This is a genomic window from Bacteroides sp. B1-V-101 (assembly GCF_023656585.1).
Classification (GTDB): domain Bacteria; phylum Bacteroidota; class Bacteroidia; order Bacteroidales; family Bacteroidaceae; genus Bacteroides; species Bacteroides thetaiotaomicron.
The window spans coordinates 1-25254 of the sequence record NZ_JAMOKH010000033.1; the positions used below are offsets into that span (position 1 = coordinate 1).

Sequence of the window (25254 nt, forward strand, 5' to 3'; positions counted from 1 at the left end):
AAGTAAACCGGAGGCAGGAATAATAAATAATAAAGTAAACAGCTGCCAGGGTTAGTAATATTTCTAGTCAACACATAGCAGCTATTAGAGATAAACAAGTCAACCATTATTAGGGAAGTACATGGTTAGATCTCAATGACTTATAGTTTCCTGTCATTTCTTGTAATGGAAACTGTCGTTTCCCGGTGAGGGAACGGTCGTTCCTTATAATGGAGACGACCGTTCCTTTTAAAGGGAACTGGCGTTTCCTCCGAGGAAACCAACGCTTGCCCCATATGATACTGATGCTTGATTTATATGGACTGACAATTTAGCTTATAACTGAATCGTTGTTGAGCCATTCGGCATGGATACGAAGAAACAAGCAATCTCATGCTACGGCAGAACATTTCTTTGCATAACCTCGTTTATTATATAACAAACTAAATATATATTCAGTATGAAGTCATTCATCTTAATGGTTATAACAATGGTATGTGCAATCTCTCTGGAAGCGCAGAATAAGTCTTTCTACGACTTCAATGTGACCACGATTGATGGTAAGGAATTTCCGCTTTCTTCTTTGAAAGGAAAGAAAGTGCTGGTAGTAAATGTAGCCTCCAAATGCGGACTGACGCCACAGTATGCCAAACTGCAAGAGCTATATGATAAATATAAGGATAAGAATTTTGTAATCATCGGCTTTCCTGCCAACAACTTTATGGGACAGGAACCGGGAAGCAATGAAGAGATCGCTCAGTTCTGCTCCTTAAAGTATGACGTTACTTTTCCGATGATGGCCAAGATTTCCGTCAAGGGCAAAAACATGGCGCCACTTTACCAATGGCTGACGGAAAAGAAACTGAACGGCAAAGAAGATGCGCCCGTCCAGTGGAATTTTCAGAAGTTTATGATTGACGAGAACGGAAACTGGGTCGGCTTTGTGGCCCCCAAAGAGAGTCCGCTCTCGGAGAAAATCGTTACTTGGATAGAGCAGGAGTAGGAGCAGGGAAAAGAGACGGAATAAGGGATACTTTCTTTAATTCCCCTTCGAAGTTGGGGGTGAAAATACCTTTTCCGAGGTTTTCTTCTATTTCTTCGATGGTCCAGAATCGTCCGCCGTCCAGTTCGTCACTGGGGTGCAGTTCACCGTCGTAAACAGTTTTGTGAACAAAGACAAGTTCTTTCTCACGATCCGATTCGAATACATAGCTGGTTAGCAGTTCGGGAGTAAAGTCCGTGATGCCTAGTTCTTCGCGGACTTCCCGTTTGAGTGCGATTTCTACGCTTTCGCCCAGGTCAATATGTCCGCCAACGGCTGTGTCCCATTTTCCGGGCTGGATGTCTTTCCATTCCGGACGTTTCTGCAGATATAAATCTCCTTTCGAATTGAAAACGTGAAGATGGATGACAGGATGAAGGAGCTTGCTTCCGCTATGGCATTCTCCGCGTGTGGCGGCTCCGGTGATGTTTCCCTGTTCGTCTACGATGGGAAACATTTCTTGATTATTATCGCTTGGCATAGTTGTTTTTATTTTTTGGTTTACGGTATCAGCAGAGAAGAATCTCCATAGCTCAGAAAACGGAAATCGTGCGCCAGCGCATAATCATAAATTGTGCGCCAGTTTCCCTTCACGAAGGCGGAAACCAAAAGTAACAGCGTACTTTGCGGCTGGTGAAAGTTGGTCACCATCGCTTTCACTATCTTATACTGATATCCCGGAGCTATGATAATCTGCGTACTGCTGTGAAGGGCTTCCAGCCCGTTCCTGTCGAGGTAACCTAAAATCTTTTGCAGTGCGACTACAGGCGGAATCTGATCATACTTTTCGTATGGCTGCCATTGCTTGACGTGCAGTTCTTCTTCCGTAGCATCGGGATTTTCTGCCAATGTTACTCCGATGTGATACAGGCTTTCGAGCGTACGCACCGAAGTGGTGCCTACAGCAACAGCGCAACCGTCATGATCGATCAGCTTTTTGATCGTAGCCCGATTGACGGAGATATACTCCGTATGCATCTCATGTCCTTCTATCTCTTCGCTTTTCACGGGCTTGAAGGTTCCTGCGCCTACATGAAGTGTCAGTTCTTCCAGATCAATGCCTTTTTCCTGCAATGCTTCCAGTACACGGGGAGTGAAGTGCAGTCCGGCTGTCGGTGCGGCTACCGAGCCTTTTATTTTGGAATAAACGGTCTGATAAGTTTCTTTATCGCTCTCTTCCGTATCCCGGTTCAGATATGGGGGAATCGGCAGTTCTCCGAACACTTCGAGGATATCGGCAAAGGTTACTTCCGGATTGTCCCAGGAGAAATCAATCCAGTGGCTGGTGCCCCTGCATTCTCCACGGGTAGCGGTCAGAGTGATCGGGAAACCTTTTACCGTCATCTCCCGTTTCAGTGCTCCGTCTTTCCATTTCTTCAGGTTACCGATCATGCAGAGCCAGGCAGCGTGTTCCGTCTGCTGGAAGTTCAATACATAATCGTTGGGCTGAATCGGTTCCAGACAGAAGACCTCGATCAGCGCCCCCGTTTCTTTGCGGAAGTGGAGGCGTGCCTGAATCACCTTCGTGTTGTTGAATACCATCAGGCTTCCTTTCGGAAGATAGTCCGGCAAGGATGTGAAGACATCTTCGCTTACTTCACCGTGGCGATATACCAACAGTTTTGACTGGTCTCGTACTGCTAAAGGAAATTTGGCGATTCGTTCATCCGGTAGTGGATAGTTGTATTCGCTGATGTGAATATGTTTCGGGTCTTCTTTCATTCTCGTTTCAATAAAAAAAGCATCAATAACCCATCGATTATCAATGCTTTGTCGGTAGTCGGGATGACAAGATTCGAACTTGCGACCACACGCCCCCCAGAGGTATTTTTATGATAATCTATTGGTTATATTACTTTATATTAATTGTGTATGTAGCTGTAAATCAAAAGAGTATCTTTTATTGAGTTTTACTTATTTTGATTACATGTGTTCCAAATGTGTTCCACTAAACAAAGAGCTATATACACGTTATTTCAATTTGGGTACAAAGATAATGAATAAAATTGTTTTCTGAACCGATTCGTTTGTCTAAATGTCGAGGTATTATTAAAGGATAAACCTTGAACTTTTCTATCTAAATGCTTTAGATATTTTTAACCTTAAGGATATAGCTTTGATTATCAGTTTGTTGCCGTTTTATGACGCACGAAAAATAGGAATCTCAGTTTCTTCTTATCGTATTAGAGAATATAGAGGTATTAATACTCCTCATAACGATATAAAAGATATTGAGCATGATAAGTTTTATAAAAAGGAATGATGTTGCTAATGCACAAGGATTATATGCTGTTCGTTTGAGAATATGTAAGGAACGGCAACGCAGGTATTTTTCCTTAAACATATTTGCGGATAATGAGTACTGGGATGAGGAAAACGAATGTTTCCGTATTCTTAAGAATGTGAGAGATAAAAAGCAGAAAGAAGAAAACGAACAACGCAAACAGTATAATTATTTGCTGAATAGCTATAGGATGCAAGCGCAAGAAATAATAGAAAGTTTTCGGAGAGAGCACATAGATTGGACTTTGAATCAATTTGCAGATGCTTTTTTGAATAAATCGAAGCAGGGGAAAATAAAAGCTTATTTGGAGGATCATATCAATATTTTACGTGAAACGGGACATGTTGGCAATGCTAATTGTTATGCTGCAACTTTAAATATGCTTGAACATTATGATAGCAAATTGGATAAGAAAGTATTTTCAGAGATTGATATAAAGTTTGTAAATGGATTCGATATTTATCTTCAAAAAAGAGGATGCAAAGGAAATACAAGAAAGTATTATTTCAAAGCATTGCGCAGCATATTAAATAAGGCTATTCAAGAAAAGGAAGCAACGGAAAAAACTTATCCTTTTGGTAAAGGTGGTTTTCAAATCGCAAAATTGGATGAAGAAACAGAAAAGCGTTATCTTCCTGTAGAATATTTGAATAAAATAAAAAATACCGTATCGGAAAAGCCGCAACGAGAGTACGCCCGCAAGCTATTTCTGTTGTCATATTATTGCTATGGAATATCATTTATTGATATGGCATATTTGACAAGAAGCAATATTGTAAAGTTCAATGGTGGAGAGTATATTGTCTACAAACGCCATAAAATACAACATCAAAAAGGGGTGAAACCTATTAAGATTAAAATAACGAAAGAAATTGAGCGTTTATTAGATAGCCTTAAAGAGAATAGCCCTACAGTGGATGATTTTATTGTACCAATAGTTTCTATAAGTGGATATACAGGAGAAAAACTATATAATCACATCCGTTACAGGTATAAAAAATATAATGATTATTTGGCAGAGTTAGCAAAGGAACTGCAAATAACTGATATGAAATTGACAACATATGTAAGTCGGCATACTATGGCGATGATGTTGCAACGCAATGATGTTTCCCGTGAACAAATTTCCCAAATGTTGGGACATGCAGATATGAAAACTACCAATACTTATTTAGATAGCTTTGATACAACTGTAATAGATGAGGCTGCAAAGGTTTTATATGACGTGTAATTTTGAGATAGCATTTCTGTGGGTATTCGTAGTTTATTAAACCTAAGTAGAATTTAAACTAAAATATAAAATAGGCTTTTAGAGAAAAGACTTATTTTAAATCAAAATGTTTATGGCTTTATTCCGATTCTTAAAGAACGGATGAATATAAGTTACTTGATAATTCCTCTTAAAAACATCCAACGAAACAATCTGAAATATGTGATGTTTCTCTTAAAAAAAGGTGTATAAAAGGATATGCTTTGTTATGTACATGATTTTCTTTTTAATTTATTTGTAATTACCTGAATATTAGCATTATAGTCTTGCTGAACTTTTTGTTGAATGGATTCGTTAAATAGTTGAGTTAAATTGCTGTTTTAGAATTCTAATTATAGCGAAAAAAAATGATTATGAAAAACGAATTTATTTGCAATGACTTGTTGGTTGTGCATTTAACAGTTAGTCAAATAAAGGCTATCATTGAAAGTGCACTTAAAGAAGCAACATTATCGAAGAACGTTCAAACTGAAATGCTGACTATTCAAGAGGTTTCAGAGTTGACAGGTTATAAACGAGCTACTATTTATAAGCTTACTTGTGAGCGGAAAATTCCTTTTCATAAGCCAGCGCATGGCGGACGGAGAATTTTCTTTAAACGGGAGGAAATCAATCAATGGTTAGAATCTAATTGCATTGAAACTCTTGAAGAATCTTTTAAAAAACGAGAGAAGAAAGAAATTAATTTTAAACCAAGAAAAAATGATTAACATGAAAACAATGATTAGTAAAGAAAACATGGAGAGAGAAACTTTTGTTTTTTATCGCTCATATTTTGATGCGATAGAACTGTTAAGTAAGAAAAACAGGTTGTTAGCGTATGAAGCGATTGCAAAATATGCTCTAACTCAAGAAGAAATACAAGATTTGCCACCACAAGTAGCGATTATCTTGAAAATGGCTAAGCCTAATATTGATGCGACTATTCGAAATTACAATCGAAGAGTTAAGAGTAAGAGACAAAAAAAGACATCTGATTTTGAGGATAAGCTTAATGAAGAGGTACAATTACCAAGAAAAAAAAGTTCCTCAATTATAGACGATAGCTTTGAAGATAATGATGAAAATACGCTCTATTTAGAATAAATCTTGTTCCGTTTTAGAATAGAAAACACATTTAATCCATTAATAATTAATCATATGGATATCATGAAAAACGTCCTTAATAAGAATGACAATTCTAATAAGGAAAAGAAAAAAAATAAAAATAAAAAGAAAGAGGAAAGTTGCATAATCTTTACTTCTCCTTTTGAAGAACCAATAGTATCTTTATTTGAAAACTTTTATAGTAAAGAACCAATTAGGGAAGTGAAGCTAAGTAGTTTTTTGCATACTCGTAAATTTAAAGAAAAGGTCGAGTTGTATAGGACTAATACCGATGAAAAAATAAGGAAAAAGATAAAAGAAAGTATTGAATGTGTCACGCCAAGTGGCACATTCAATCAAAGGCGAGAGTCTGCCCTTATTAAACATACTAACTTATTATGTATTGATATTGATTCTAAAGATAATCGAATGGTTGATTTGCCGGAATGTAAAGCTATATTGGGAGAATACTTTAATAGTTTATATTATGCCGGAGTGTCAATTGGTGGAGACGGAATATTTCTGATTTTTAGAATATCACACCCGGAATTTCATAAACAGCATTTTGCGGCTCTTGAATTGTTTCTTAATAAGGTGTTTCATTTACAAGTAGACAAAGGTGTAAAGAGCCCTGTTAGTTTGCGAGTAGGAAGTTATGACGCAGAGCCTTATTATAATCCAAATCCCATGCCATTTACACATATGCTGGAAATAGATAAGTGGGCAAATGATATGATAAGACCGGTAACGGAAAGGAATGAAACCCGTGACCGCATTGAAAAAGCTGTCTCGTTTATTGTGGAAAATGGAATTGATATTACTTCTAGATATAAAGATTGGTTTAAGGTAGGATGTGCATTAGCGTCTGAGTATGGAGAAAATGGACGATATTGGTTTCATTTGGTTAGTCGTATGTATAAAGGATATTATGGGTACGATGAAGGTGAGTGTGACTATCAATATAATAAATGTCTGAAATATCAAAGAAATGAGGGAGGAATTAAAATTGGAACATTTTTCTATTTATGTGAATGTCATGGAGTAAAATATAGGTAATAGTGATGAGTTACAATCTCCATAATGTCTTTTAATAGTTAAATAATGATAATGAACTAAAGGGGGTAAACTTGCAAATTAATAAAGTAATTCAATTAAATTGTTTATAATCAATATTTAACGGACTTTAGATAATAAAAATTAGAAAAGAGAAGAGTGAAAAAGTGTTTTTCTTCTTCTCTTTTCTAATTTTTATTATCGTATTAATAATATAACCCAAAGCAAAGAAAACAATACTCCTTAATCAGAGTGTTTTAAGTATTTTACTATCTTTGCAAAGTCACAAATAGTGGCAAATGTAATAGTGAAAGTGTTTCGCTTTTATCCTGTGTAGGAAATCTGACAGTTTCAAAAAAGCAGGGGTAAGCAATGACATTCATCACTTGGGTAGCGTATGTTCAAAAGACATATACTAAACAGGTGTGGAGTATTGTTTATTTGCTTTTGGGTTTTGTCAGAACCTCCTACACAATAAACGAATGGCTCCACACTTTCTTTTTGTCTAATCCTGTCATTAAAGGAGTCGAATGGCGCAACTTTACTAATTACTATGAATGGATTAGATTTTATTAAATCGAAACAACAGAGTTGGGCAAAAAGAAAAAACTTCAATTTACTAGGAGGTACAATTCCCAACAAAGGAGAGAAAAACTATTTGTATAGTTTAGCAGATAATTTGTTTGAGCCGTTGTCTAAGGAGAATTTAGATTCTTATAATTCGGGTGACGGGAACGAAACAAAAGACTCTAAAACACGATTGGCAAAAATGAAAGCACTTCATTCATCTTCTGCGATTGTGGTTAATCTGTTCCAATATTGGCAGGGAAAAGATGTTTGCCCGATTCTAAATGTATGCAAATTAACTTCAAGAACTACTAAGGTAGGCTATCTGATTAAGAATGTCGGTTCTGTTTCTCCTGAAAAAATTCCCATAATTCCCTCTCCACTCAATTACGAAATTAAATTTGAAGAGCAGTTTGAAATAAGTGAAGATAAATCTCAATTTCCACATTCACCTAATATTGATGTTGTGATTTATACTCCACTGTCTACTATTGGTATTGAGTCTAAATTTACAGAGCCATATAGTAGTAGAAAACATAAAGGATTAAAACAAAAGTATGTTGAAAATCTCTCTTTTTGGAACGGATTGCCTAATCTGTATGAATTAGCAAAAGAAATTTCTCCTGATGATACTAAGTTTCAGTATTTAGATGCGGCACAATTAATAAAACACATATTGGGACTGAAAAAGAACAGTGACGAATATAATGCAAATCTTGTTCAAAAGCATCATTTTGTAGAAGGTAAAAGGAATTTGATACTCAAACGCAATTTTCATCTCTTATATCTTTGGTACGATGTAATAGGGAAAGAGGGAAGTAAGCATAGAAAAGAGATAGAGCAGTTTGCAGAAATTGCTAAAAAGGACAATATAAAGTTTAGTCATATAACCTATCAAGAAGTGATAGCGAAACTGTTAAAAGAATTTTATAATGGCAATGAATCTTATTGCAATTATCTAACGGATAGGTATTTGTAAAACGTATAAGTAATTCTAATAAAAGTGTTTGTTCAATTTAAAGATAAAAAAACATGAAAACTATTATTTTAGGTATGTTATTTGCGTTGTCTTGTAATTATTGTTTTGCACAACTAAAAATAGAAAATTCAACTCCAAAACCAGAAAAAAAAGATGTTTATGATGTATCTCAAGACCTTTATATACGAGAATCACATCGAGGGAGGTTTAATGATTCTTTAGACTATAAATCTTACCACAAATTTATCAATCAACGAATTTTCTGTATCTCGGACGAGGCTTTTGCTCCTTATGGAAACCGTTACGCTTTGAAACGTCAGCTTGTCGATCTTCCTACTCCGATAAAGGGTTGCATTCAGTACAAGAAAAAAGAACTGGACTTTTCTATTAATCAAATAGCAACTTACTTGTATCATCCAATCATTAAATCTGTCGAACCTCAATCTTCTAATGTAAAGGTTATTGATGATATGAGAGGGGATAATGCTAATTGGTCCTGTTATGAGAAGGACGATAAAAACCGGAAACCTTATACAATGGTTTTATATAATGCATACGCTCCTGATAATGTTGTAGTAAACGAACATGTTTCTTTGGTAGGAGATTCTTATCTTATTAAGAAAATATTAACTCTTGATGAAGCCTTGAAACTTCTTGAAGAAGACCCACAAATAAAGCTTATTACAAAAAGTGAAAGTACACATGGTTTGGGTAAAAGAGAAACCTATTATTATGAATCACTTGTTTCAGGGAAAACATTTTTAACCCCATCTGTACAAAATGATATTTTGATTAAAAATGACATAGAATTTGGTGGAAGTAATGATTGCGAATCTCCCATCTTTTTGATGGAAAGTAAAAGCGGAGAACTTTTTCTCACACGGCTGAATGAAGACAAGTTTATATCAGGAATATCAATGAAGGATGGCTCTGCGTTTGCTTATACAACTTATATTTTAGAGAATCATATAGAATACTTGAAAGAAAAGTTTATAGGGAAACTGTATTCCATACAACATTACCCTAATCCTAACGAGAAAGGTCTGATAGAAGATATTGTACTTCGGGATAATGCATTGAGTGTAAAATACGTAAATGTAGAAACAAAAGAAACAGGATATAGGTCTATGGAATGGGATTCTACAAATAAGCGATGGGTAGTTGCTGATGCAGGCGAGATTATGCCAAAACAAACTAAATAAATATGTTGAATATTAACCGATTAATATTGATATTATGAAATTTATATGTAACTTCTTATTAGTATTGAATTATATTGTTTATATCATTGCCGATGTTAGTGCATGGGCGACAGATGTAAAATATGGACTTTTGTTTCTATTGCCTTTGATTGTATTTCCAATTGTTGTAAAATTAGCCCATAAGTTTGCAGTTTCGCAAGCTGATAAGTTTTTCAAATCAGAATGGAATGTGTTTTTGAAGAAATTAGAATGGGGAAATTCTGTTGTTGTAGCAATCGTTGCTCTTTTTTATTGGCTGTTCTTAAGTAAACCAAATTAATAATCATATGATTGTTACCAAGATTGATACACCGTTTAGAAAGTTTTTGGAAAGTTTGAAAGTTCCGTCTGCACCACGAATGAAAGGCGGAACAATTTTCAACCCTGATGAGATAAACTATCTTGCACGATATTCAATTCCATTGGTTTATGAATTTGTGCAAGAGAATGAAACCGATAGGGATTTTTATGAGAAGTTTGTTAAATGGCTACATGAAGAAATGCCTGTTTATGGGTATGTTGATGTTTATATGGTCGTTTACTTACGTTATGGACAATATTTAAGTAACGATGAATTTGAGTATTTGGAAAGGAATGTTCCGGAGTGTTTCGAGAAAGGGCATGTATGGCTCTATGAAATAAACTATCGTAGGCGTTTCCGTTTGCGTATTCAATTGATTCGTTGCTTAAAAAAGGACTTTCAAAGAGTGATTCGGAAGGGTATTCATAAAATTGATTCCACAACAAATAAGTTATAATTATGTATTTCAAGAGCATATTTTTAAGTATTATATGTAGTGCGATAGCATTTACTGCTAAGGCTCAAAAGAGTCTTCCTGTATTCCAATCTTGGAATAAGGATAATTATCCCGTGTATGTTTCTCATATAGAACCACTAACTAAGGGAGCTAATAAACTTCCTCAAGAGACTATTCTGGAACTTAAGTCTCAATATTGTGCAGACAATGGCGCAATTCTATCCAAACTCACAAAGAAAGATATCATAACCTCTGATCCTATGGTCACCATAGTCCAGTTAAATGAATCAGAGCATGTAATTATTCCTACTTTGTTTTGGAATGTCAATCATTCTTCTAAAGATTGGTTAGAGATGTTTCAGATAAATGATTTTAAACAGAAGAACTGTGAAGCTGTAGCAATAGTAGATGGCAGTATCACATTCTTTGTTAGGAAAAGTTCTACCGAAGTAACTGTATTTTATTATAAGGATTTGTTTGCATTTATTTCACATAATATGAAAAAGAAAGTTTCTTTGACAGAACCTGGAATAGAAGAATTAATTAAATGGTTGCATTATGTTCCTGTTAAAGATATAACAAAAAGTGTAGAACATATAATCAAGGATATTAAGTCTAAGAAAGGTGATTTCTATTCTTTTGATTTTGATAGTTCTGTTTTTGATAGACAATTGAAAGACTTATAAAACTGAATTAATGTCTAATCATGCTACTTTTATTTGTAGTTTGTGTTCCAAATGTGTTCCACTAAAAAATAAATCAGCCACTTACTTAGTTGTAAATGGCTGATTTCCAGTAGTCGGGATGACAAGATTCGAACTTGCGACCACACGCCCCCCAGACGCGTACTCTACCGGGCTGAGCTACATCCCGAATTGCGGTTGCAAAAGTAGTGCTTTATTTTTAAATAGCAAATAAATAGCCTGTTTTTTTCCATTAGCTGATTTTAGGATAAGTTTCCGTTTGCGGAATAAAAAGTCCTTTAGTCCATAATAATTCTAAATAATATAGGTGGTTGCAAACTAACATAACAGGGTTTTGTTTATGAAATTAAGTGAATAGATAGTGCGTAACTTCTTTAAAATGAAACCATATCGGCATACGAGACATGAGAGTAGTTTAGGATAGTATATTTTTGTATTTAGTTTTATTTAATGAGGGGGTAAATGTGTATAATAAAAATAGAGAAACGTTAGAAGCTTATGTCTTAGGTGATGATTTTAAGTATTTTCAGAATTTGAAGTATCTTCCCCTAAGCGTTTATCCTTCTAATATTCAGTCTGCTTTGGTCGTGTATTGCTTCAGCGGAAAGGCCAAGCTTAATGTATATGATGATTCGCATTGGATACAGCCGCAGGAATTGATTATTCTGTTGCCGGGACAATTCGTTTCGTTCACCGAGGCCAGTGATGATTTTCTGACTACTACGTTGGTGGTGTCGCCTACAATGTTCAGCGATGCGCTGAGCGGTGTGCCTCGCTTTTCACCGCATTTCTTTTTCTATATGAGGACCCATTATTGGTATCCTCAGACCGAAAATGATACCCGGCGGTTGATGAATTTCTTTGGAATGGTAAAGGATAAAGTGACGTCTAATGATATATACAGGCGTGAGCTGATTATTCATTTATTAAGATACTTATATTTGGAATTGTTTAATGCTTATGAAAAGGAGGCATCTCTGATGACTACCCGAAAAGATACTCGTAAAGAGGAACTGGCTAATAAATTCTTTGGGTTGATAATGAAGCACTTCAAAGAGAATAAGGATGTTGCTTTCTATGCTGATAAGTTGTGTATCACATCCAAATACCTGACGATGGTGATCAAGGAAGTGAGCGGCAAATCTGCCAAAGACTGGATTGTAGAATACATCGTACTCGAAATAAAGGCTTTGCTGAAGAATACGAATATGAATATTCAGGAAATTGCCGTGAAAACAAATTTTGCCAATCAGTCGTCTTTGGGACGTTTCTTCAGGAAACATACCGGAATGTCATTGTCCCAATACCGGATGAGTAACTTAGGATAATATTGAAGATGCCTGTGGGGAATAAAGGCATATGTGGGGAGAGGAGAATGGGAAAGGGAAAGAAGAAATGGGAAACCTTTTAGGGAATCCCATTCTCCTTCATTATTATAATAAGTTTCAAGATCAGACTCCCATACATTCGCGATAGAAGTCAAGCATTTCAAAAATTGTGTCTTTATCAGCTGTCTGGTTGATGCAAATATCTCCGATCTCTTTCAGTAAAGTAAAATTGACCGTTCCTGAGGTATTTTTCTTATCATGTTGCATAAATGCGTAGAGTTGTTCGTACTGCTTACAGTCGAATGCGAATGAACCATAATTCTCTTTGATGAATTGGATGGTCTGTCGCATCTTGTCTTTCGGAAAGCCGACTTTGAGGTGTGACAGGTAAAGCTCGCATACGATTCCCCATGCTACGGCATAGCCATGCAGCACGGGGCGATTCTCAGCCAATGCCAGACTTTCGAAGGCATGTCCTGCTGTATGTCCCAGGTTCAGTGCTTTACGGATGCCACGCTCGAAGGGGTCTTGCTCCACAATGTCTTCCTTCACCTGTACCGATCGTCCCACCATATTTTTGAGATATGCATAATCAATGTTATTGGTATTGAAATCCAGTAATTCGACCCAGTGTGCGGTATTGCTGATTAATCCGTGCTTTAACATTTCAGCATAACCGGAGAAGAAATTCTGTGCATCGAGGCTGCGCAGGAATTCAGTTTCAATCAGCACACTGTCTGCCGGAGCAAACGAGCCTATCTCGTTTTTCAGTCCGTTGAAGTTGATACCTGTCTTACCGCCGACGGATGCGTCGACCATAGCCAACAGTGTAGTGGGTATATTGATATAAGAAATCCCCCGTTTGAAGGTAGCGGCGGCAAAGCCTCCCAAATCTGTTACCATGCCCCCACCAAGGTTGATGAGCAATGAGTGACGTGTAGCCCCTTGCTGACTCAGTGCCATCCATACGGAGGCCAGAGTCTCCAGTGTCTTATGCACATCTTCGGCTCCGATACAGATTTCGACTGCGTCTTTCAGAAACGATACCTCTTTCAATGAGGGCAGACAAAGACGCTGGGTATGTTCGTCTGTGAGGATGAATAACTTGTCATGCGGACACCTTTCAATGGCACGACCGAGGCTTGTTTCCAAGCTTTCGCAGAGAATGACTTCTTGTTTACTCATGATTCTTTTGCTTTTTCTTGGTGCAAATGTATATAAAATATCTTTTTTTACTTACTTTTGTCTCGTTAAAACGTTCAATTATGAAAGCATTGTTTCCTGTATTTTGCCGTCCTTTGGGATATGTGGTGTTGTTAGTAGCTTTGTTTCTTCTTCCGATTTTGCTAATGCAAGGGTTGATAACCGACCATAACCTGCTATTTTATAAGGAATGTACGAAGCTGTTGATGATGGCAGGATGCTTGCTGATCATCTTTGCCTTAAGCAAGAATGAAAGCCGCGAGACGGAACAGATTCGTAATGCGGCAGTCCGGAATGCAGTCTTTCTGACTTTTCTGTTTGTTTTCGGTGGTATGTTGTGGCGTGTTCTGCAAGGAGATGTGATCAATGTGGACACTTCTTCTTTTCTCACCTTTTTAATCTTTAATGTGCTTTGTTTGGAGTTTGGTCTTAAAAAAGCGCTTGTTGATCGATTCTTCAAAAGATAATTTTCTATTAAATTAAACCTTTTACGATTCTATTTGTCAAAAAGACATTGTTATTACTCTACTAATCGTAATTAAGGTAAATGAAAAGATTATCAGTTTGGTGGGTGCTTACACTGTTATGCACCTTCTCTATTTTTGCACAGAATAAGGTGATTACCGTTTCGGGGCGTGTTGTCGAATCTGACTCTAAAGAGCCAGCTGCACAAGCAACTATTCAATTGTTATCGTTGCCGGATAGCGCTTATGCAGCCGGTATAGCAAGTAGTAATAAGGGTTGGTTTACGCTCCCTAAAGTGAAAGCGGGGAAATATTTGTTGAAGGTTTCTTACATCGGTTTCCGTACGAAATTCGTTCCTGTACAATTATCCAACAATGTGACTGAAAAGAAAATGGGGACAATCTCTCTGGACCCTGATGCAGTGATGCTGAGCGAGGCTGTGATTACGGCGGAAGCTCCGCAGGTAACGGTGAGGGAAGACACACTGGAATATAACTCTACCGCCTATCGTACTCCCGAAGGCTCCATGCTCGAAGAACTTGTGAAAAAACTTCCGGGTGCTGAAATTGATGACGACGGAAACGTGAAGATCAACGGAAAAGAAGTCAAGAAAATCATGGTGGATGGCAAAGAGTTTTTTGGTGGTGATGTGAAAACCGGATTGAAGAATCTGCCTGTCAATATGATCGATAAGCTCAAAACATATGATAAGAAATCTGACTTGGCACGTATCACCGGAATAGATGACGGAGAAGAAGAAACCGTACTCGATCTGAAGGTGAAGAAAGGTATGAATCAAGGATGGTTTGGTAATGCAAGTGCTGCTGCCGGTACTGAAGACCGTTATGCTAGCAATCTGATGCTGAATCGGTTTGTCGAAAATAGCCAGTTCTCATTGATTGGTTCTGCCAATAATGTAAATGACCAGGGATTCTCCGGTGGAGGTGGCGGCGGTCGTTTCCGGACTAATAATGGTCTGACCGCTACTAAAATGCTGGGTGCGAATTTTGCTACTCAGACGGATAAACTGGAATTGGGAGGTAGCGCACGCTATAATTATAGCGACAGAGATGCTACTTCGATGAACTATTCAGAACGTTTTCTGAAAGGTGGAGGAGGAAGTTCATTCTCTAATTCGAACAGCAAAAACCGTAATAAGAATACGAACTTTAATGCTGATTTCCGATTGGAATGGAAACCGGATACATTAACGAATATCATTTTTCATCCGAATGTCTCTTATGGTAAATCAAATGGGGCTTCTGTTTCCGAATCCGGAACTTTTAATCAGGATCCATTTAATTTTGCAACAAATCCTAATGATTACTTGAATCTGAAATGGCTGGAAGAACATCCGGATGAAGATCCTCTGCAAGGTCGCATAAATACCAGTAATAATCAGTCTTTGTCTGAAAGTAATAGTTTGTCAGCAAATGCTTCTTTACAAGTAAACAGGAAGTTAAATAACCAAGGACGTAATATTACTTTTCGTGGAACATTTGGCTATGGTGATAATGATAGTGAACAATTTACTGATTATCAGACATATTATTATGATAAAGATAAGAATGATATCCGTAAACAGTATATAACCAGTCCGACGAAGAATTATGATTATACAGCTCAATTGACATATAGTGAACCGATTGCTCGTGCAACTTTTTTGCAGTTAAGTTATAGGTTTCAATATAAACACAGTGAGAGTGATAAGAGTACATATAGTTTGATTCCTGAAGATGAAAAGGAACAAGATTGGCTTTGGGAGTTGGGAGATAATTTGCCTGAGAGATATAAAGAGAATTTTGTTGATAGTTTGAGTAAAAATGCCAAATATGATTATTACAACCATGAGATAAATGCTGGTTTGCGTTTTATTCGTGAAAAATACCAGTTGAATATTGGTGCATCTTTGCAACCGCAGAATACAAGATTGGCATATCGCAAAGAAGAAATAGATACAGTAGTAAAAAGATCAGTTTTTAATTTTTCTCCAAATGTTGATTTTCGTTACAGATTCTCTAAAGTAACTCAGTTACGCTTCACGTATAGAGGGCGTGCTAGTCAACCAAGTATGGAAAACTTGCTGGATATTACGGATAATTCTAATCCATTGAATATTCGGATGGGTAATCCTGGTTTGAAACCTTCTTTCTCTCATTCAGTCCGCTTGTTTTATAATACTTATAACGCGGATAAACAACAGGGCATAGTAGTACATGCTAATTTTAATTCAACACAAAATAGTATCACCAATTCTACTACTTATATAGAAGAGACGGGAGGGGTCATTGTGAAACCGGAAAATATTAATGGTAACTGGAATGCTTCAGGTATGCTTGGCTATAATACAGCTCTAAGAGACAGGCGTTTTACTATTAATACATTCTCTACTGGTACTTACTCTAATAAAGTAGCCTATCTTTATGATAGAAGTACGCATATGAATGATAAGAACACAAGTACTACGCTGACTTTGGAGGAAAGACTAAATGGAACTTTCCGGAATGATTGGTTTGAATTTACGGTGAATGGGGCGATTAAGTATAACTTTGAGAAAAATAAACTAAACCCTGATGCAAATCAGGAGCCTTATACCTTTGGTTATGGTGCGAGCACTAATATCTTTTTGCCTTGGAATATGTCAATATCTACCAATATAACGAATAATGCACGCCGTGGATATCGTGATGCAAGTATGAATCGGAATGAGGTTATCTGGAATGCACAGATTGCTCAGAATTTCTTGAAAGGTAAAGCCGCTACAGTTAGTTTTGAAATATATGACATTCTAAAACAACAAACTAATATCAGTCGTGTAATGAATGCTGATATGCGCTCTGTCTCTGAATATAATGGTATCAACAGTTACTGTATGCTGCGCTTTACTTATCGTTTGAATGTCTTCGGTAATAAAGAAGCTCGTGGCAATATGCGTCAGGGCGGTTTTGACGGCGGTGGTCCTCGTGGTCCTCGTGGCAATTATGGCGGCGGTGGCAGACCTATGCGTTTCTAAATCGTGACTAGCTCTGAATAAAAACGGGAAAGTCCCGATGGCAATGAACATGACTAACATGACTTGCTATCGGGACTTTTTTGTTTATCCGATAATTTGCTTTATATTTGTTGTTTAGTATCCATATAAAAAGGAGTATCCTATGATTGACTGGAACATACTAGTTAGCCAGATAGCTACGGTTGCTTTTGATATCGTTTATTTTGGAGCCATTATCAGTACGATTGTCGTTATCATTCTTGATAACCGGAATCCGGTGAAGACTATGGCATGGATACTCATATTACTTTTCCTCCCAATTGTCGGTCTTGTTTTTTATTTCTTCTTTGGTCGGAGTCAACGTCGGGAACGTATCATCGGTCAAAAAAGTTATGACCGCCTCCTAAAGAAACCTATGGCGGAATACATGGCGCAAGACTGTTCGGATGTACCTGAAGAATATGCCCGCCTTATCCAACTTTTCCAGCATACCAATCAAGCTTTCCCATTTGAGGGAAACCGTATTGCTGTGTATACGGAAGGCTATACCAAATTGCAATCATTGCTTCGTGAGCTCCAAAAGGCGAAACAACACATTCATATAGAATACTATATCTTTGAAGATGATGCTATAGGACGTCTGGTAAGGGATGTACTAATCGAAAAAGCATCTCAGGGGGTTGAAGTAAGAGTAATTTATGATGATGTGGGGTGCTGGCATGTACCTAACCGCTTTTTCGAGGAAATGCGTAATGCAGGTATTGAAGTCAGGAGCTTCTTGAAAGTACGCTTCCCTTTGTTTACAAGCAGGGTCAATTATCGTAACCACAGAAAAATAGTCGTGATAGACGGACGTATCGGTTTTGTGGGAGGTATGAATCTGGCAGAACGTTATATGCGTGGTTTCTCATGGGGGATTTGGCGTGACACCCATATTCTGATAGAAGGAAAGGCTGTGCATGGTCTGCAAACGGCCTTTTTGCTCGACTGGTATTTCGTTGACCGTACATTGATTACAGCTTCACGTTATTTCCCAAAGATAGAATCTTGTGGAAGTTCATTAGTGCAGGTGGTTACCAGCGAACCTATCGGTCCCTGGAAAGAAATCATGCAGGGACTGACTATGGCGATCAATGGAGCGAAGAAGTATTTCTATATGCAAACTCCTTATTTCTTACCGACAGAGCAAGTACTTGCCGCTATGCAGACAGCCGCACTGGCGGGAGTAGATGTGCGTTTAATGTTGCCGGAACGTGCCGACAACCGAATCACTCATTTGGGATCGCATTCTTACCTGGCAGATGTGATGCAGGCAGGTGTCAAAGTCTATTTTTATAAGAAAGGGTTTCTGCACTCCAAACTGATGGTTTCTGATGATATGCTCTCTACAGTAGGGTCTACCAATGTCGACTTTCGTAGTTTTGAACATAATTTTGAAGTAAATGCCTTTATGTATGATGTGGAAACGGCTCTTGAAATGAAGGAGATATTCCTTCAGGATCAGCGGGAAAGTACACAGATCTTTCTGAAAAACTGGGTGAAACGTTCGTGGAGGAGGAGGGCAGCAGAGTCTGTCGTTCGTTTGTTGGCTCCGCTGCTTTAAAAAGGATGATTTCCTTATCTGCTATACTTTTATCTTATATTTTATCTGAAAAGCGAGAAGTTAACACTTCCATAGACTCTTCTTTCTATGAAATGCGGATGATCCTCAAAGTTATTTTGCTTACCATGCTCCAATACAAACAAACCTCCTTCTTTGAGCAGGTTGTTTTTGAATATCAGCTCCGGTATTGATTCCAGCTCCTTTAAAGCGTAAGGAGGGTCGGCAAAGATAAAATCAAACTGCTCTCGTCCGCTGTTGATAAACTTAAATACATCGCCACGGATAGGCAGACATTTGTCAGTTTGTACTTCTTTCATTATTTTGCAGATAAACGAGTGATGAGCAGGATCTTTCTCGATACTGATCACACGATCACATCCTCGGGATACCAATTCGATACTGATACTGCCCGTGCCTGCAAATAAGTCAAGTGCAGTTATTCCTTCTTCAAAATCGATATAATTATTAAGTACATTGAACAGATTCTCCTTGGCGAAATCTGTTGTAGGGCGTGCTTTGAATGTACGTGGTACATCAAATCTTCTTCGTTTATAAATACCGCTGATTACTCGCATGTTAATAAGGCTTGCATGTCAATATTGTTGGCAGGATTCATAATGAATACCTGTAGAATGAATTTTTTCAGTTCGTTCATCAATGTCTCTTTGTCCGACAGAGTGCCTGTCAGATGTAGTTCATCACGTTCCTGATTAAATTCTAGTTGCTTCCAGACATATAATAGATAATAGATACGATCTTCGGTTTGCATGCACTCGAAAGAGTTGGCCAAAAGTAGCTGGCCCCGTTCGAAACAGTAGATGTCAATGGCATCTTTGCGCACTGAAGCATACATTTTCTTACTATTCCCCAGTCTGCTTTTGATAGAAAAATACTCGATGAGCGGGGTAGACTGAGAGTAGAAGCGGGCTTCGGGATATTGTTCATTTAAGAATGTATAAGTGCTTTTGTCTATGCCGAAGATTACGACTACATTATTCTTTTTCAGAATATTGTATATCACTATTTCATTCTCCCGTTTCTGATGATTGTGATAGAATAAAAGTTCTGCCTGCTCTTCCTCAAACAGTTCTAATGGTATCATGGTAAAGCGTTTGCTCGCTATCATGATGTTCACTCGTTTGTAGGAGTAGCTTAAAAAGTCCGATTCGTGGAAAACGTTTTTAAGATTGGCTGTCAGAGACAGAGAGGTGTCTACCTCTTTTTCGAACAGCGACTGCGAATTGTCGTTAATCGGATTGTAGATAGAAAAAGAAAATCCATCCGTACTAAGACGGATGGATAAAGTATATTGTTTTGATTTTGTAAAATCAATCATTATTCCCAGTTACCAGCACCATTGTTAGGATTGTCAATAGAACCTACCATCAAACCTGAGTATCTGCCCAGTTTTTCATTAAGGTCTTTCAAATTGATAATTTCTTGTCTGTCAAGTCCGCCCAAATAAGTTTCATATGGAGCTTTCACTTCAAACAAGTATACAGGAGCACCTGATTTAGCTGTGTCGTTTTTAACATTCATTTCAAAGATAGCGCCGTTTCCGTAAGGAATGTACTTCATTGAATCTGCATTGAAACCTTTTGGATAGATGGTGTCCATTACAGCTACCCACATGGTGTCACGCTTAAAGTTTTCAAGTCCGTTTTTCTTAACTTCATCATACTTGCCTGTCTTTTTAGCTTTGTTGATGATTGCCATTGCTTTCTTCTCAGTCAAGCCGCTTTCCAATTGGTCGTCTGTCAGCTGACCAACTTTCATAACGAAAGGTAATTTTTGATTTTTAACGAAATCAATCAGTGTGTCAAAATGTTCTGTGTACATTCCGTGATGAAGCGAACGGTATTCCTGTTGTGCTTTACGGATGTCGATCAAACGGGCAATGACAGCCTGCTCTCTTTCCTTTTTCGCTTTTTCAAAATTGATAGGACCCATAATACTGCTATAGCAAATGTAGATTAATGCAGCAGCACAGAGTACTAATACAATATTAAATACTGTTTTCATGATAAATTATGTTTTTAGTTGTTATATTCGCATCGCAAAAATAGAATAAATAAATTTAAATACGATAGTTCCGGGAACTTTTTTCTCGTACAAAAATGATAAATAACTATTTAGAAAGGCAAATTAAGGAAAATTTTCCTTATCAACCAACTTTTGAGCAGGAAATAGCTGTAAAATCTCTTTCAGAGTTTCTGCTTTCCACACTGGCGGATGAAGTATTTATCCTCAGAGGCTATGCTGGTACTGGTAAAACATCTTTGGTCGGGGCATTGGTAAAGACGATGGATCAGTTACAGCAAAAGGCTGTTTTACTGGCTCCTACCGGTCGTGCTGCAAAAGTTTTTTCATCATATGCCGGTCACCCGGCTTTTACAATTCATAAGAAAATATATCGGCAGCAGTCGTTTTCTAATGAAACCAGTAATTTTTCAATAAATGACAATCTTGCTACGAATACTTTGTTTATAGTCGACGAAGCTTCAATGATTTCCAATGAAGGATTGTCGGGCAGTATGTTTGGGACGGGAAGATTGTTGGACGACTTGATACAGTTTGTTTATTCCGGTCAGGGGTGCCGTCTTTTGTTGATGGGAGATACTGCGCAGCTTCCTCCGGTAGGTGAGGAGTTGAGTCCGGCACTTTTTGCAGATGCATTGAAAGGATATACCTTGGAAGTGAGGGAAGTTGACTTGACGCAAGTGGTTCGTCAGATACAGGAATCCGGTATTTTGTGGAACGCAACACAATTGCGTCAGCTGATAGCGGAAGATAATTGCTATTCCTTACCTAAAATAAAAATAACAGGTTTTCCGGATATAAAGATGGTACCGGGTACGGAATTGATTGATGCCATCACCAGTTGTTATGATCATGACGGCATGGATGAGACGATTGTGATCTGTCGTTCTAATAAACGCGCGAACCTATATAATAACGGAATACGTGCACAGATCCTTTGGCGGGAAGATGAACTGAATACGGGAGATATGTTGATGATAGCTAAAAATAATTATTATTGGACAGAGCAATATAAGGAAATGGACTTCATTGCCAATGGAGAGATTGCAGTCGTGCGTCGTGTCCGTAAGACGCGTGAGATGTATGGTTTTCGCTTTGCGGAAGTGACTCTCAGGTTTCCTGACCAGAATGATTTTGAACTGGATGCCAATCTGCTGCTGGATACCCTTCACTCTGATTCTCCCGCATTGCCGAAAGTAGATAATGACAGATTATTTTATACCATACTTGAAGATTACGCAGATATATCTAACAAGCGGGACCGTATGAAAAAGATGAAAGCAGATCCACACTACAATGCGTTGCAGGTGAAATATGCTTATGCGGTAACTTGTCATAAAGCACAAGGCGGACAATGGCAGAATGTTTTTCTTGATCAGGGATATATGACGGATGAATATTTGACTCCGGATTATTTTCGCTGGTTGTACACGGCATTTACTCGCGCCACGAAGACATTGTATTTGGTGAATTATCCCAAAGAACAAATTTTATAAAAGATTGATGACTTATATTAATGAGGATTTTACATTATCGAATAAATAAGTTCACTGTAATGGTTCACTAAAAGGTATTTCTTTCAAGAAAATCCCCTTATTATCACTCCTGATTTATAGAAAGCAAGGAGAATAATAAGGGGGATTGTACTAAAATATCTTCCTGTAAACTGTTTGTTTATTATTTATAAACAATTGTAGTTGTAGTATTCTTAGTCAGCTCCGGAATTGATTGACCAGTTTTCAAATAAAGTGTTGTAATCTTGTTGCTGCGTTTAGCATTTAAGGTCTTTAGCGACGGACATTCTGAAACATCAATAGATGTTACTTTATCAGAACTTTCATACCATGAATATATCGACAAATTAATTGCTTCAATTTTACTACCACTTATTTTAAGACTTTCTGCGTACGAATATGAATAAAAACCACCAGCGTCGAAACTTGTAATTGGATTATCTCCCAAATTGAATTCTTCACATTGACGAGTAGAACTGAATTCCAATGATGATACTTTATGCAATCCTGAAATATCGAACTTTTTCATGTTAGAGCAATATCCAAGGTTCAATGTGGTTAAGTTGGGGAAATTCTCTATTCCGGTAAAGTCATTAATTTCATTGGAATATGAAGTGTTAGTTAATGAAGTGGCTTCTAGTCCGGCTTCAAGAATAACACATTTGGAATCAGAAATTGCTAGAACCCATCCATTGGATACACAAAGCGAACGGAGAGTATTATCAGGAATTTCTGATAGTTCGGCGTCCGGATCTTTTTGGATAATGGAAACATCATTGGTTAATGAGCCTTTTGTTTTAGCGATTCGGATTATTCCCCCGCGTGTAATCGATGCATTACTAAGGTTGTAGCTCAGAGTGATTGTTGATAAACCATCATCACCGATTTGAGGTTCGGAAATCAATTGATTGGTAATCCATTTGTCTCCTTGTGGAATAGTGATTGTGTAATCAACATTATATTTCACCTTGAATGAAATAGTGCGTGCTGCAAGATCATACATTAACGAGTTTGTCTCTGAAATAATGGCATCTGTCTGTTCCTGGGTCAGCTTAACGTTAACAGGTTCTGCGGTAAGCGGACTGGAAAAGGTGATCGTAGTAGAACGATTTTTATACGTCTCATTTTTGGAGCTTGTAAAGGAGAATATTGATTTTCCACCAAAATCAATTCGTTTATCAAATGTCAACCACTCTTCGCCACCATCACTTAAAGTGATGGTGGGATCAGCTATGTTAGTATTAAGCTCTATTTTTACCATATTTTTCTCTCTTGATATGGAAGGATTGGCATCGGAGAGTAAATTCATCATGTAACCGGCTTCACATTCTATTTGTAATGGTGCAACTGAAGAACCAGTGAAGAATTTGAAAGTAGCAGTGCGCTTTTCATCTACTTTACTGGCATTGATGGTGAAAGTCACCACATCACCGCTTTTTCCTGAAGTTATCGATGGATATGCCCAATCGCACACACCTGATAATCGCCAATCACCAGTACTTGTAACAGTAACTGTTGCATCACCTCCATTTTTATCCACTTGAATTATATCGGTCGACAATGAGATAGTAGCGATATCACTGTTTGTCGATTCGTCATCATCGGAACAGCTCCACAACATGAGAGTTGCCGACAGTGCAATCATTAGTTTATTTTTTAAATTCATTTTATCTTTTTTCTTAAGGTAAAACATTAGCTTTATTTAGAAAGCTTTACGTTCACTGCTGTTTTTACTGTAGTAATAACTTGGATATATTAACTCTTCGTCATACAATCCCCTGCAAACAGATTGACAACGAGATACTTGCCAACTGTATTTTGAAGGATCAAGTGCAAAGAACATATAATATCCATAACCTGCTCCTTTTTTGGAGCGTGCTGTTGATTCACTGGAATCTCCACTACCTCGATTAAGCTCTATTGACATTCCACCGCATTGTTTTAATGTCATACCTGTGCCAGGACCAGCAGAACCACCATAATCAGCTACAGCGTAGTCGCAATACTGACCAGGTTCAACTTCATCAATTACTTGGAGACTACTTGAGTACATATTACCAAGATTGTAGAGTGAAACAATTTTCTCGGGCATTATAGCTTTACATTCATACATCAATCGTGAACCTGCATAAGATGATGGGCTTGCAAGCCACGGATTTGATAAATCCGGATAATTAGAATATTCATCATCGAAAGCCACGCCATCTAAATTATAAGCACGACAGTAAGCAGCCAGTTCGCGTGCGAATTCTTTAGCTCCCATGTCTGAAAGTTGGGCGACACCAGCTTCGTCATGGTTGCCAAGGATACTGATAATTACCTTCATACCTGCTTTGCGGAGAGGTTGTAGATATTTGTCGTTATTGTCAAGCAAGAATTGGACATTTTCGTTATTTGCCAAATATACACGTTTTTTTTCTGCATCCCAATTGATATTAGCAGCAAAAAGAACGACATGGTCGAAGAAATATTTACCGCTTTCAGTAAGGAATTCAAGCGCATTGAGAGGATTGGTGTCGTTGATCTCAAAGTAAAGAACTGTTTGTACCGCATTTTTGCCCTTGTCTGTGTTTGGTATATTACGATAGTCCTTTACGAGAAGCACCATGTGCTTGGATGTTTCCGTGAATGTTACTCCTTCAGTCGAAGAGGTTGCCGTCAAGGGTATGATATATGTTTGGTCTTCTTTCATTCCTTCGAATGCAGTCAGTGTTACTTTCACGCTTGGAGTCACTTTGTCGTCCGGCGCGAGCACGAAATTCCCGTCGTAGGCAATCTTGACGTTGGCAGCGGGGAATACTTCAAAATCAGTCTCATGAACCGCATTGTAAGTTGCTGCATAAGATTCGTCTACCGCTATTTTGACATCTACTCCTTTTTGGGGTAATTTAGAGAGACGGAATACAACGTTTGTGCTGTATTCGTTTTCACGGAGTTCAATCACCGAATTGTTCTTGTTAGTGGTTTCATCTACTAACAGACCGTTTAATTGGGTAGAAGCTATGTAGGGGGATTCATCTACCGCCTTTCCTATCTCGATGTTCTCGTCGCAAGATGTGAGGACTGTTGCGGCCAGCATCGCTAATGATAGGGAGCTATATTTGATATTATTTATTATATTCATATAGGATTCTTTATTTTGTTAG

General features: G+C 37.7%; 23 protein-coding genes and 1 tRNA gene. 15 read left to right on the forward strand and 9 right to left on the reverse strand.

Features of this window, described 5'->3' with window-relative positions:
* Positions 1-439: 439 nt before the first annotated feature.
* A complete protein-coding gene (locus NBH01_RS19755; protein ID WP_016269479.1) occupies positions 440-982 on the forward strand; it encodes a glutathione peroxidase in 543 nt (180 codons plus the stop codon).
* On the opposite strand, the gene NBH01_RS19760 is transcribed toward NBH01_RS19755, so the two are convergent.
* Both NBH01_RS19760 and NBH01_RS19765 read right to left on the reverse strand, forming a co-directional pair.
* Positions 960-1502, reverse strand: coding sequence for an NUDIX hydrolase (locus tag NBH01_RS19760; protein ID WP_008760888.1), 543 nt, complete (start codon positions 1500-1502; stop codon positions 960-962). The genes NBH01_RS19755 and NBH01_RS19760 overlap by 23 nt on opposite strands.
* A gap of 20 nt (positions 1503-1522) precedes the next feature.
* A complete protein-coding gene (locus NBH01_RS19765) occupies positions 1523-2743 on the reverse strand; it encodes an S-adenosylmethionine:tRNA ribosyltransferase-isomerase (protein ID WP_008760889.1) in 1221 nt (406 codons plus the stop codon).
* 515 nt (positions 2744-3258) lie between these two features.
* Here NBH01_RS19765 and NBH01_RS19770 point away from each other — a divergent pair.
* The 9 genes from NBH01_RS19770 (at position 3259) to NBH01_RS19810 (ending at position 10945) form a co-directional block, all read left to right on the forward strand.
* Positions 3259-4536: a site-specific integrase gene (locus tag NBH01_RS19770; RefSeq protein ID WP_055278650.1), complete on the forward strand. Its 1278-nt coding sequence runs from the start codon at positions 3259-3261 to the stop codon at positions 4534-4536.
* A gap of 392 nt (positions 4537-4928) precedes the next feature.
* Positions 4929-5285 (forward strand): helix-turn-helix transcriptional regulator, encoded by a 357-nt coding sequence (locus NBH01_RS19775; protein WP_070099494.1) that lies wholly within the window; start codon positions 4929-4931, stop codon positions 5283-5285.
* A gap of 1 nt (position 5286) precedes the next feature.
* On the forward strand, positions 5287-5661 hold the full coding sequence (locus tag NBH01_RS19780) for a DUF6291 domain-containing protein (protein WP_143919454.1): 375 nt from the start codon (positions 5287-5289) through the stop codon (positions 5659-5661).
* A gap of 54 nt (positions 5662-5715) precedes the next feature.
* Positions 5716-6717 carry a PriCT-2 domain-containing protein gene (locus NBH01_RS19785; RefSeq protein ID WP_055278647.1) on the forward strand — a complete coding sequence of 334 codons (1002 nt, stop codon included), beginning with the start codon at positions 5716-5718 and terminating at the stop codon, positions 6715-6717.
* A gap of 550 nt (positions 6718-7267) precedes the next feature.
* Entirely contained in the window at positions 7268-8260 is a 993-nt protein-coding gene (locus tag NBH01_RS19790) for a PGN_0703 family putative restriction endonuclease (protein ID WP_055278646.1), read from the forward strand.
* Positions 8261-8313: 53 nt separating this feature from the next.
* Positions 8314-9462: a hypothetical protein gene (locus NBH01_RS19795; RefSeq protein WP_055278645.1), complete on the forward strand. Its 1149-nt coding sequence runs from the start codon at positions 8314-8316 to the stop codon at positions 9460-9462.
* A gap of 34 nt (positions 9463-9496) precedes the next feature.
* Positions 9497-9781 (forward strand): hypothetical protein, encoded by a 285-nt coding sequence (locus NBH01_RS19800; protein ID WP_055278644.1) that lies wholly within the window; start codon positions 9497-9499, stop codon positions 9779-9781.
* 7 nt (positions 9782-9788) lie between these two features.
* Positions 9789-10259 carry a hypothetical protein gene (locus NBH01_RS19805; protein WP_055278643.1) on the forward strand — a complete coding sequence of 157 codons (471 nt, stop codon included), beginning with the start codon at positions 9789-9791 and terminating at the stop codon, positions 10257-10259.
* Positions 10260-10261: 2 nt separating this feature from the next.
* Positions 10262-10945 carry a hypothetical protein gene (locus NBH01_RS19810; protein WP_055278642.1) on the forward strand — a complete coding sequence of 228 codons (684 nt, stop codon included), beginning with the start codon at positions 10262-10264 and terminating at the stop codon, positions 10943-10945.
* Positions 10946-11058: 113 nt separating this feature from the next.
* Here NBH01_RS19810 and NBH01_RS19815 read toward each other — a convergent pair.
* Positions 11059-11132, reverse strand: a tRNA-Pro gene (locus tag NBH01_RS19815).
* Between the two features lie 295 nt (positions 11133-11427).
* Between NBH01_RS19815 and NBH01_RS19820 the strand changes: the two genes are divergently transcribed.
* Complete coding sequence (locus tag NBH01_RS19820; protein WP_008760890.1) at positions 11428-12291, forward strand: helix-turn-helix domain-containing protein; 864 nt, start codon at positions 11428-11430, stop codon at positions 12289-12291.
* A 123-nt stretch (positions 12292-12414) separates the two neighbouring features.
* Here NBH01_RS19820 and aroB read toward each other — a convergent pair whose 3' ends face one another.
* A complete protein-coding gene (gene aroB, locus NBH01_RS19825; protein WP_008760891.1) occupies positions 12415-13476 on the reverse strand; it encodes a 3-dehydroquinate synthase in 1062 nt (353 codons plus the stop codon).
* Positions 13477-13556: 80 nt separating this feature from the next.
* Here aroB and NBH01_RS19830 point away from each other — a divergent pair, with 80 nt between their 5' ends.
* The 3 genes from NBH01_RS19830 to cls all read left to right on the forward strand — a co-directional run bounded on the left by NBH01_RS19830 (position 13557) and on the right by cls (position 18554).
* A complete protein-coding gene (locus NBH01_RS19830; RefSeq protein WP_008764219.1) occupies positions 13557-13961 on the forward strand; it encodes a hypothetical protein in 405 nt (134 codons plus the stop codon).
* A gap of 80 nt (positions 13962-14041) precedes the next feature.
* Positions 14042-16972 (forward strand): TonB-dependent receptor, encoded by a 2931-nt coding sequence (locus tag NBH01_RS19835; RefSeq protein ID WP_225679745.1) that lies wholly within the window; start codon positions 14042-14044, stop codon positions 16970-16972.
* Positions 16973-17114: 142 nt separating this feature from the next.
* Complete coding sequence (cls, locus tag NBH01_RS19840; protein ID WP_008764220.1) at positions 17115-18554, forward strand: cardiolipin synthase; 1440 nt, start codon at positions 17115-17117, stop codon at positions 18552-18554.
* 41 nt (positions 18555-18595) lie between these two features.
* On the opposite strand, the gene NBH01_RS19845 is transcribed toward cls, so the two are convergent.
* The 3 genes from NBH01_RS19845 to NBH01_RS19855 are packed head-to-tail and all read right to left on the reverse strand — an operon-like array spanning position 18596 to position 20576.
* Positions 18596-19129 carry an RsmD family RNA methyltransferase gene (locus tag NBH01_RS19845; RefSeq protein ID WP_225679747.1) on the reverse strand — a complete coding sequence of 178 codons (534 nt, stop codon included), beginning with the start codon at positions 19127-19129 and terminating at the stop codon, positions 18596-18598.
* On the reverse strand, positions 19120-19890 hold the full coding sequence (locus NBH01_RS19850; RefSeq protein WP_225679749.1) for a DUF3822 family protein: 771 nt from the start codon (positions 19888-19890) through the stop codon (positions 19120-19122). The genes NBH01_RS19845 and NBH01_RS19850 overlap by 10 nt, the downstream gene beginning before the upstream one ends.
* On the reverse strand, positions 19890-20576 hold the full coding sequence (locus NBH01_RS19855) for a hypothetical protein (RefSeq protein WP_008760896.1): 687 nt from the start codon (positions 20574-20576) through the stop codon (positions 19890-19892). Before NBH01_RS19855 ends, NBH01_RS19850 begins: the two co-directional genes overlap by 1 nt.
* Positions 20577-20671: 95 nt before the next feature.
* Here NBH01_RS19855 and NBH01_RS19860 point away from each other — a divergent pair, with 95 nt between their 5' ends.
* Complete coding sequence (locus tag NBH01_RS19860) at positions 20672-22090, forward strand: ATP-dependent DNA helicase (RefSeq protein WP_055216480.1); 1419 nt, start codon at positions 20672-20674, stop codon at positions 22088-22090.
* Positions 22091-22271: 181 nt separating this feature from the next.
* On the opposite strand, the gene NBH01_RS19865 is transcribed toward NBH01_RS19860, so the two are convergent.
* Positions 22272-23774: a BACON domain-containing protein gene (locus tag NBH01_RS19865; RefSeq protein ID WP_225679751.1), complete on the reverse strand. Its 1503-nt coding sequence runs from the start codon at positions 23772-23774 to the stop codon at positions 22272-22274.
* 36 nt (positions 23775-23810) lie between these two features.
* Entirely contained in the window at positions 23811-25232 is a 1422-nt protein-coding gene (locus NBH01_RS19870) for a BT_3987 domain-containing protein (protein WP_225679753.1), read from the reverse strand.
* Between the last annotated feature and the right edge of the window lie 22 nt (positions 25233-25254).

Coding starts and splice junctions, on each gene's coding strand:
- NBH01_RS19770 (WP_055278650.1), top strand. CDS start 3,259: ATGATAAGTTTTATAAAAAGGAATGATGTTGCTAATGCACAAGGATTA.
- NBH01_RS19775 (WP_070099494.1), top strand. CDS start 4,929: ATGAAAAACGAATTTATTTGCAATGACTTGTTGGTTGTGCATTTAACA.
- NBH01_RS19835 (WP_225679745.1), top strand. CDS start 14,042: ATGAAAAGATTATCAGTTTGGTGGGTGCTTACACTGTTATGCACCTTC.
- NBH01_RS19845 (WP_225679747.1), bottom strand. CDS start 19,129: ATGCGAGTAATCAGCGGTATTTATAAACGAAGAAGATTTGATGTACCA.
- NBH01_RS19855 (WP_008760896.1), bottom strand. CDS start 20,576: ATGAAAACAGTATTTAATATTGTATTAGTACTCTGTGCTGCTGCATTA.
- NBH01_RS19865 (WP_225679751.1), bottom strand. CDS start 23,774: ATGAATTTAAAAAATAAACTAATGATTGCACTGTCGGCAACTCTCATG.
- NBH01_RS19800 (WP_055278644.1), top strand. CDS start 9,497: ATGAAATTTATATGTAACTTCTTATTAGTATTGAATTATATTGTTTAT.
- NBH01_RS19860 (WP_055216480.1), top strand. CDS start 20,672: ATGATAAATAACTATTTAGAAAGGCAAATTAAGGAAAATTTTCCTTAT.
- NBH01_RS19785 (WP_055278647.1), top strand. CDS start 5,716: ATGGATATCATGAAAAACGTCCTTAATAAGAATGACAATTCTAATAAG.
- aroB (WP_008760891.1), bottom strand. CDS start 13,476: ATGAGTAAACAAGAAGTCATTCTCTGCGAAAGCTTGGAAACAAGCCTC.
- NBH01_RS19795 (WP_055278645.1), top strand. CDS start 8,314: ATGAAAACTATTATTTTAGGTATGTTATTTGCGTTGTCTTGTAATTAT.
- NBH01_RS19830 (WP_008764219.1), top strand. CDS start 13,557: ATGAAAGCATTGTTTCCTGTATTTTGCCGTCCTTTGGGATATGTGGTG.
- NBH01_RS19790 (WP_055278646.1), top strand. CDS start 7,268: ATGAATGGATTAGATTTTATTAAATCGAAACAACAGAGTTGGGCAAAA.
- cls (WP_008764220.1), top strand. CDS start 17,115: ATGATTGACTGGAACATACTAGTTAGCCAGATAGCTACGGTTGCTTTT.
- NBH01_RS19850 (WP_225679749.1), bottom strand. CDS start 19,890: ATGATTGATTTTACAAAATCAAAACAATATACTTTATCCATCCGTCTT.
- NBH01_RS19870 (WP_225679753.1), bottom strand. CDS start 25,232: ATGAATATAATAAATAATATCAAATATAGCTCCCTATCATTAGCGATG.
- NBH01_RS19810 (WP_055278642.1), top strand. CDS start 10,262: ATGTATTTCAAGAGCATATTTTTAAGTATTATATGTAGTGCGATAGCA.
- NBH01_RS19755 (WP_016269479.1), top strand. CDS start 440: ATGAAGTCATTCATCTTAATGGTTATAACAATGGTATGTGCAATCTCT.
- NBH01_RS19805 (WP_055278643.1), top strand. CDS start 9,789: ATGATTGTTACCAAGATTGATACACCGTTTAGAAAGTTTTTGGAAAGT.
- NBH01_RS19765 (WP_008760889.1), bottom strand. CDS start 2,743: ATGAAAGAAGACCCGAAACATATTCACATCAGCGAATACAACTATCCA.
- NBH01_RS19760 (WP_008760888.1), bottom strand. CDS start 1,502: ATGCCAAGCGATAATAATCAAGAAATGTTTCCCATCGTAGACGAACAG.
- NBH01_RS19780 (WP_143919454.1), top strand. CDS start 5,287: ATGAAAACAATGATTAGTAAAGAAAACATGGAGAGAGAAACTTTTGTT.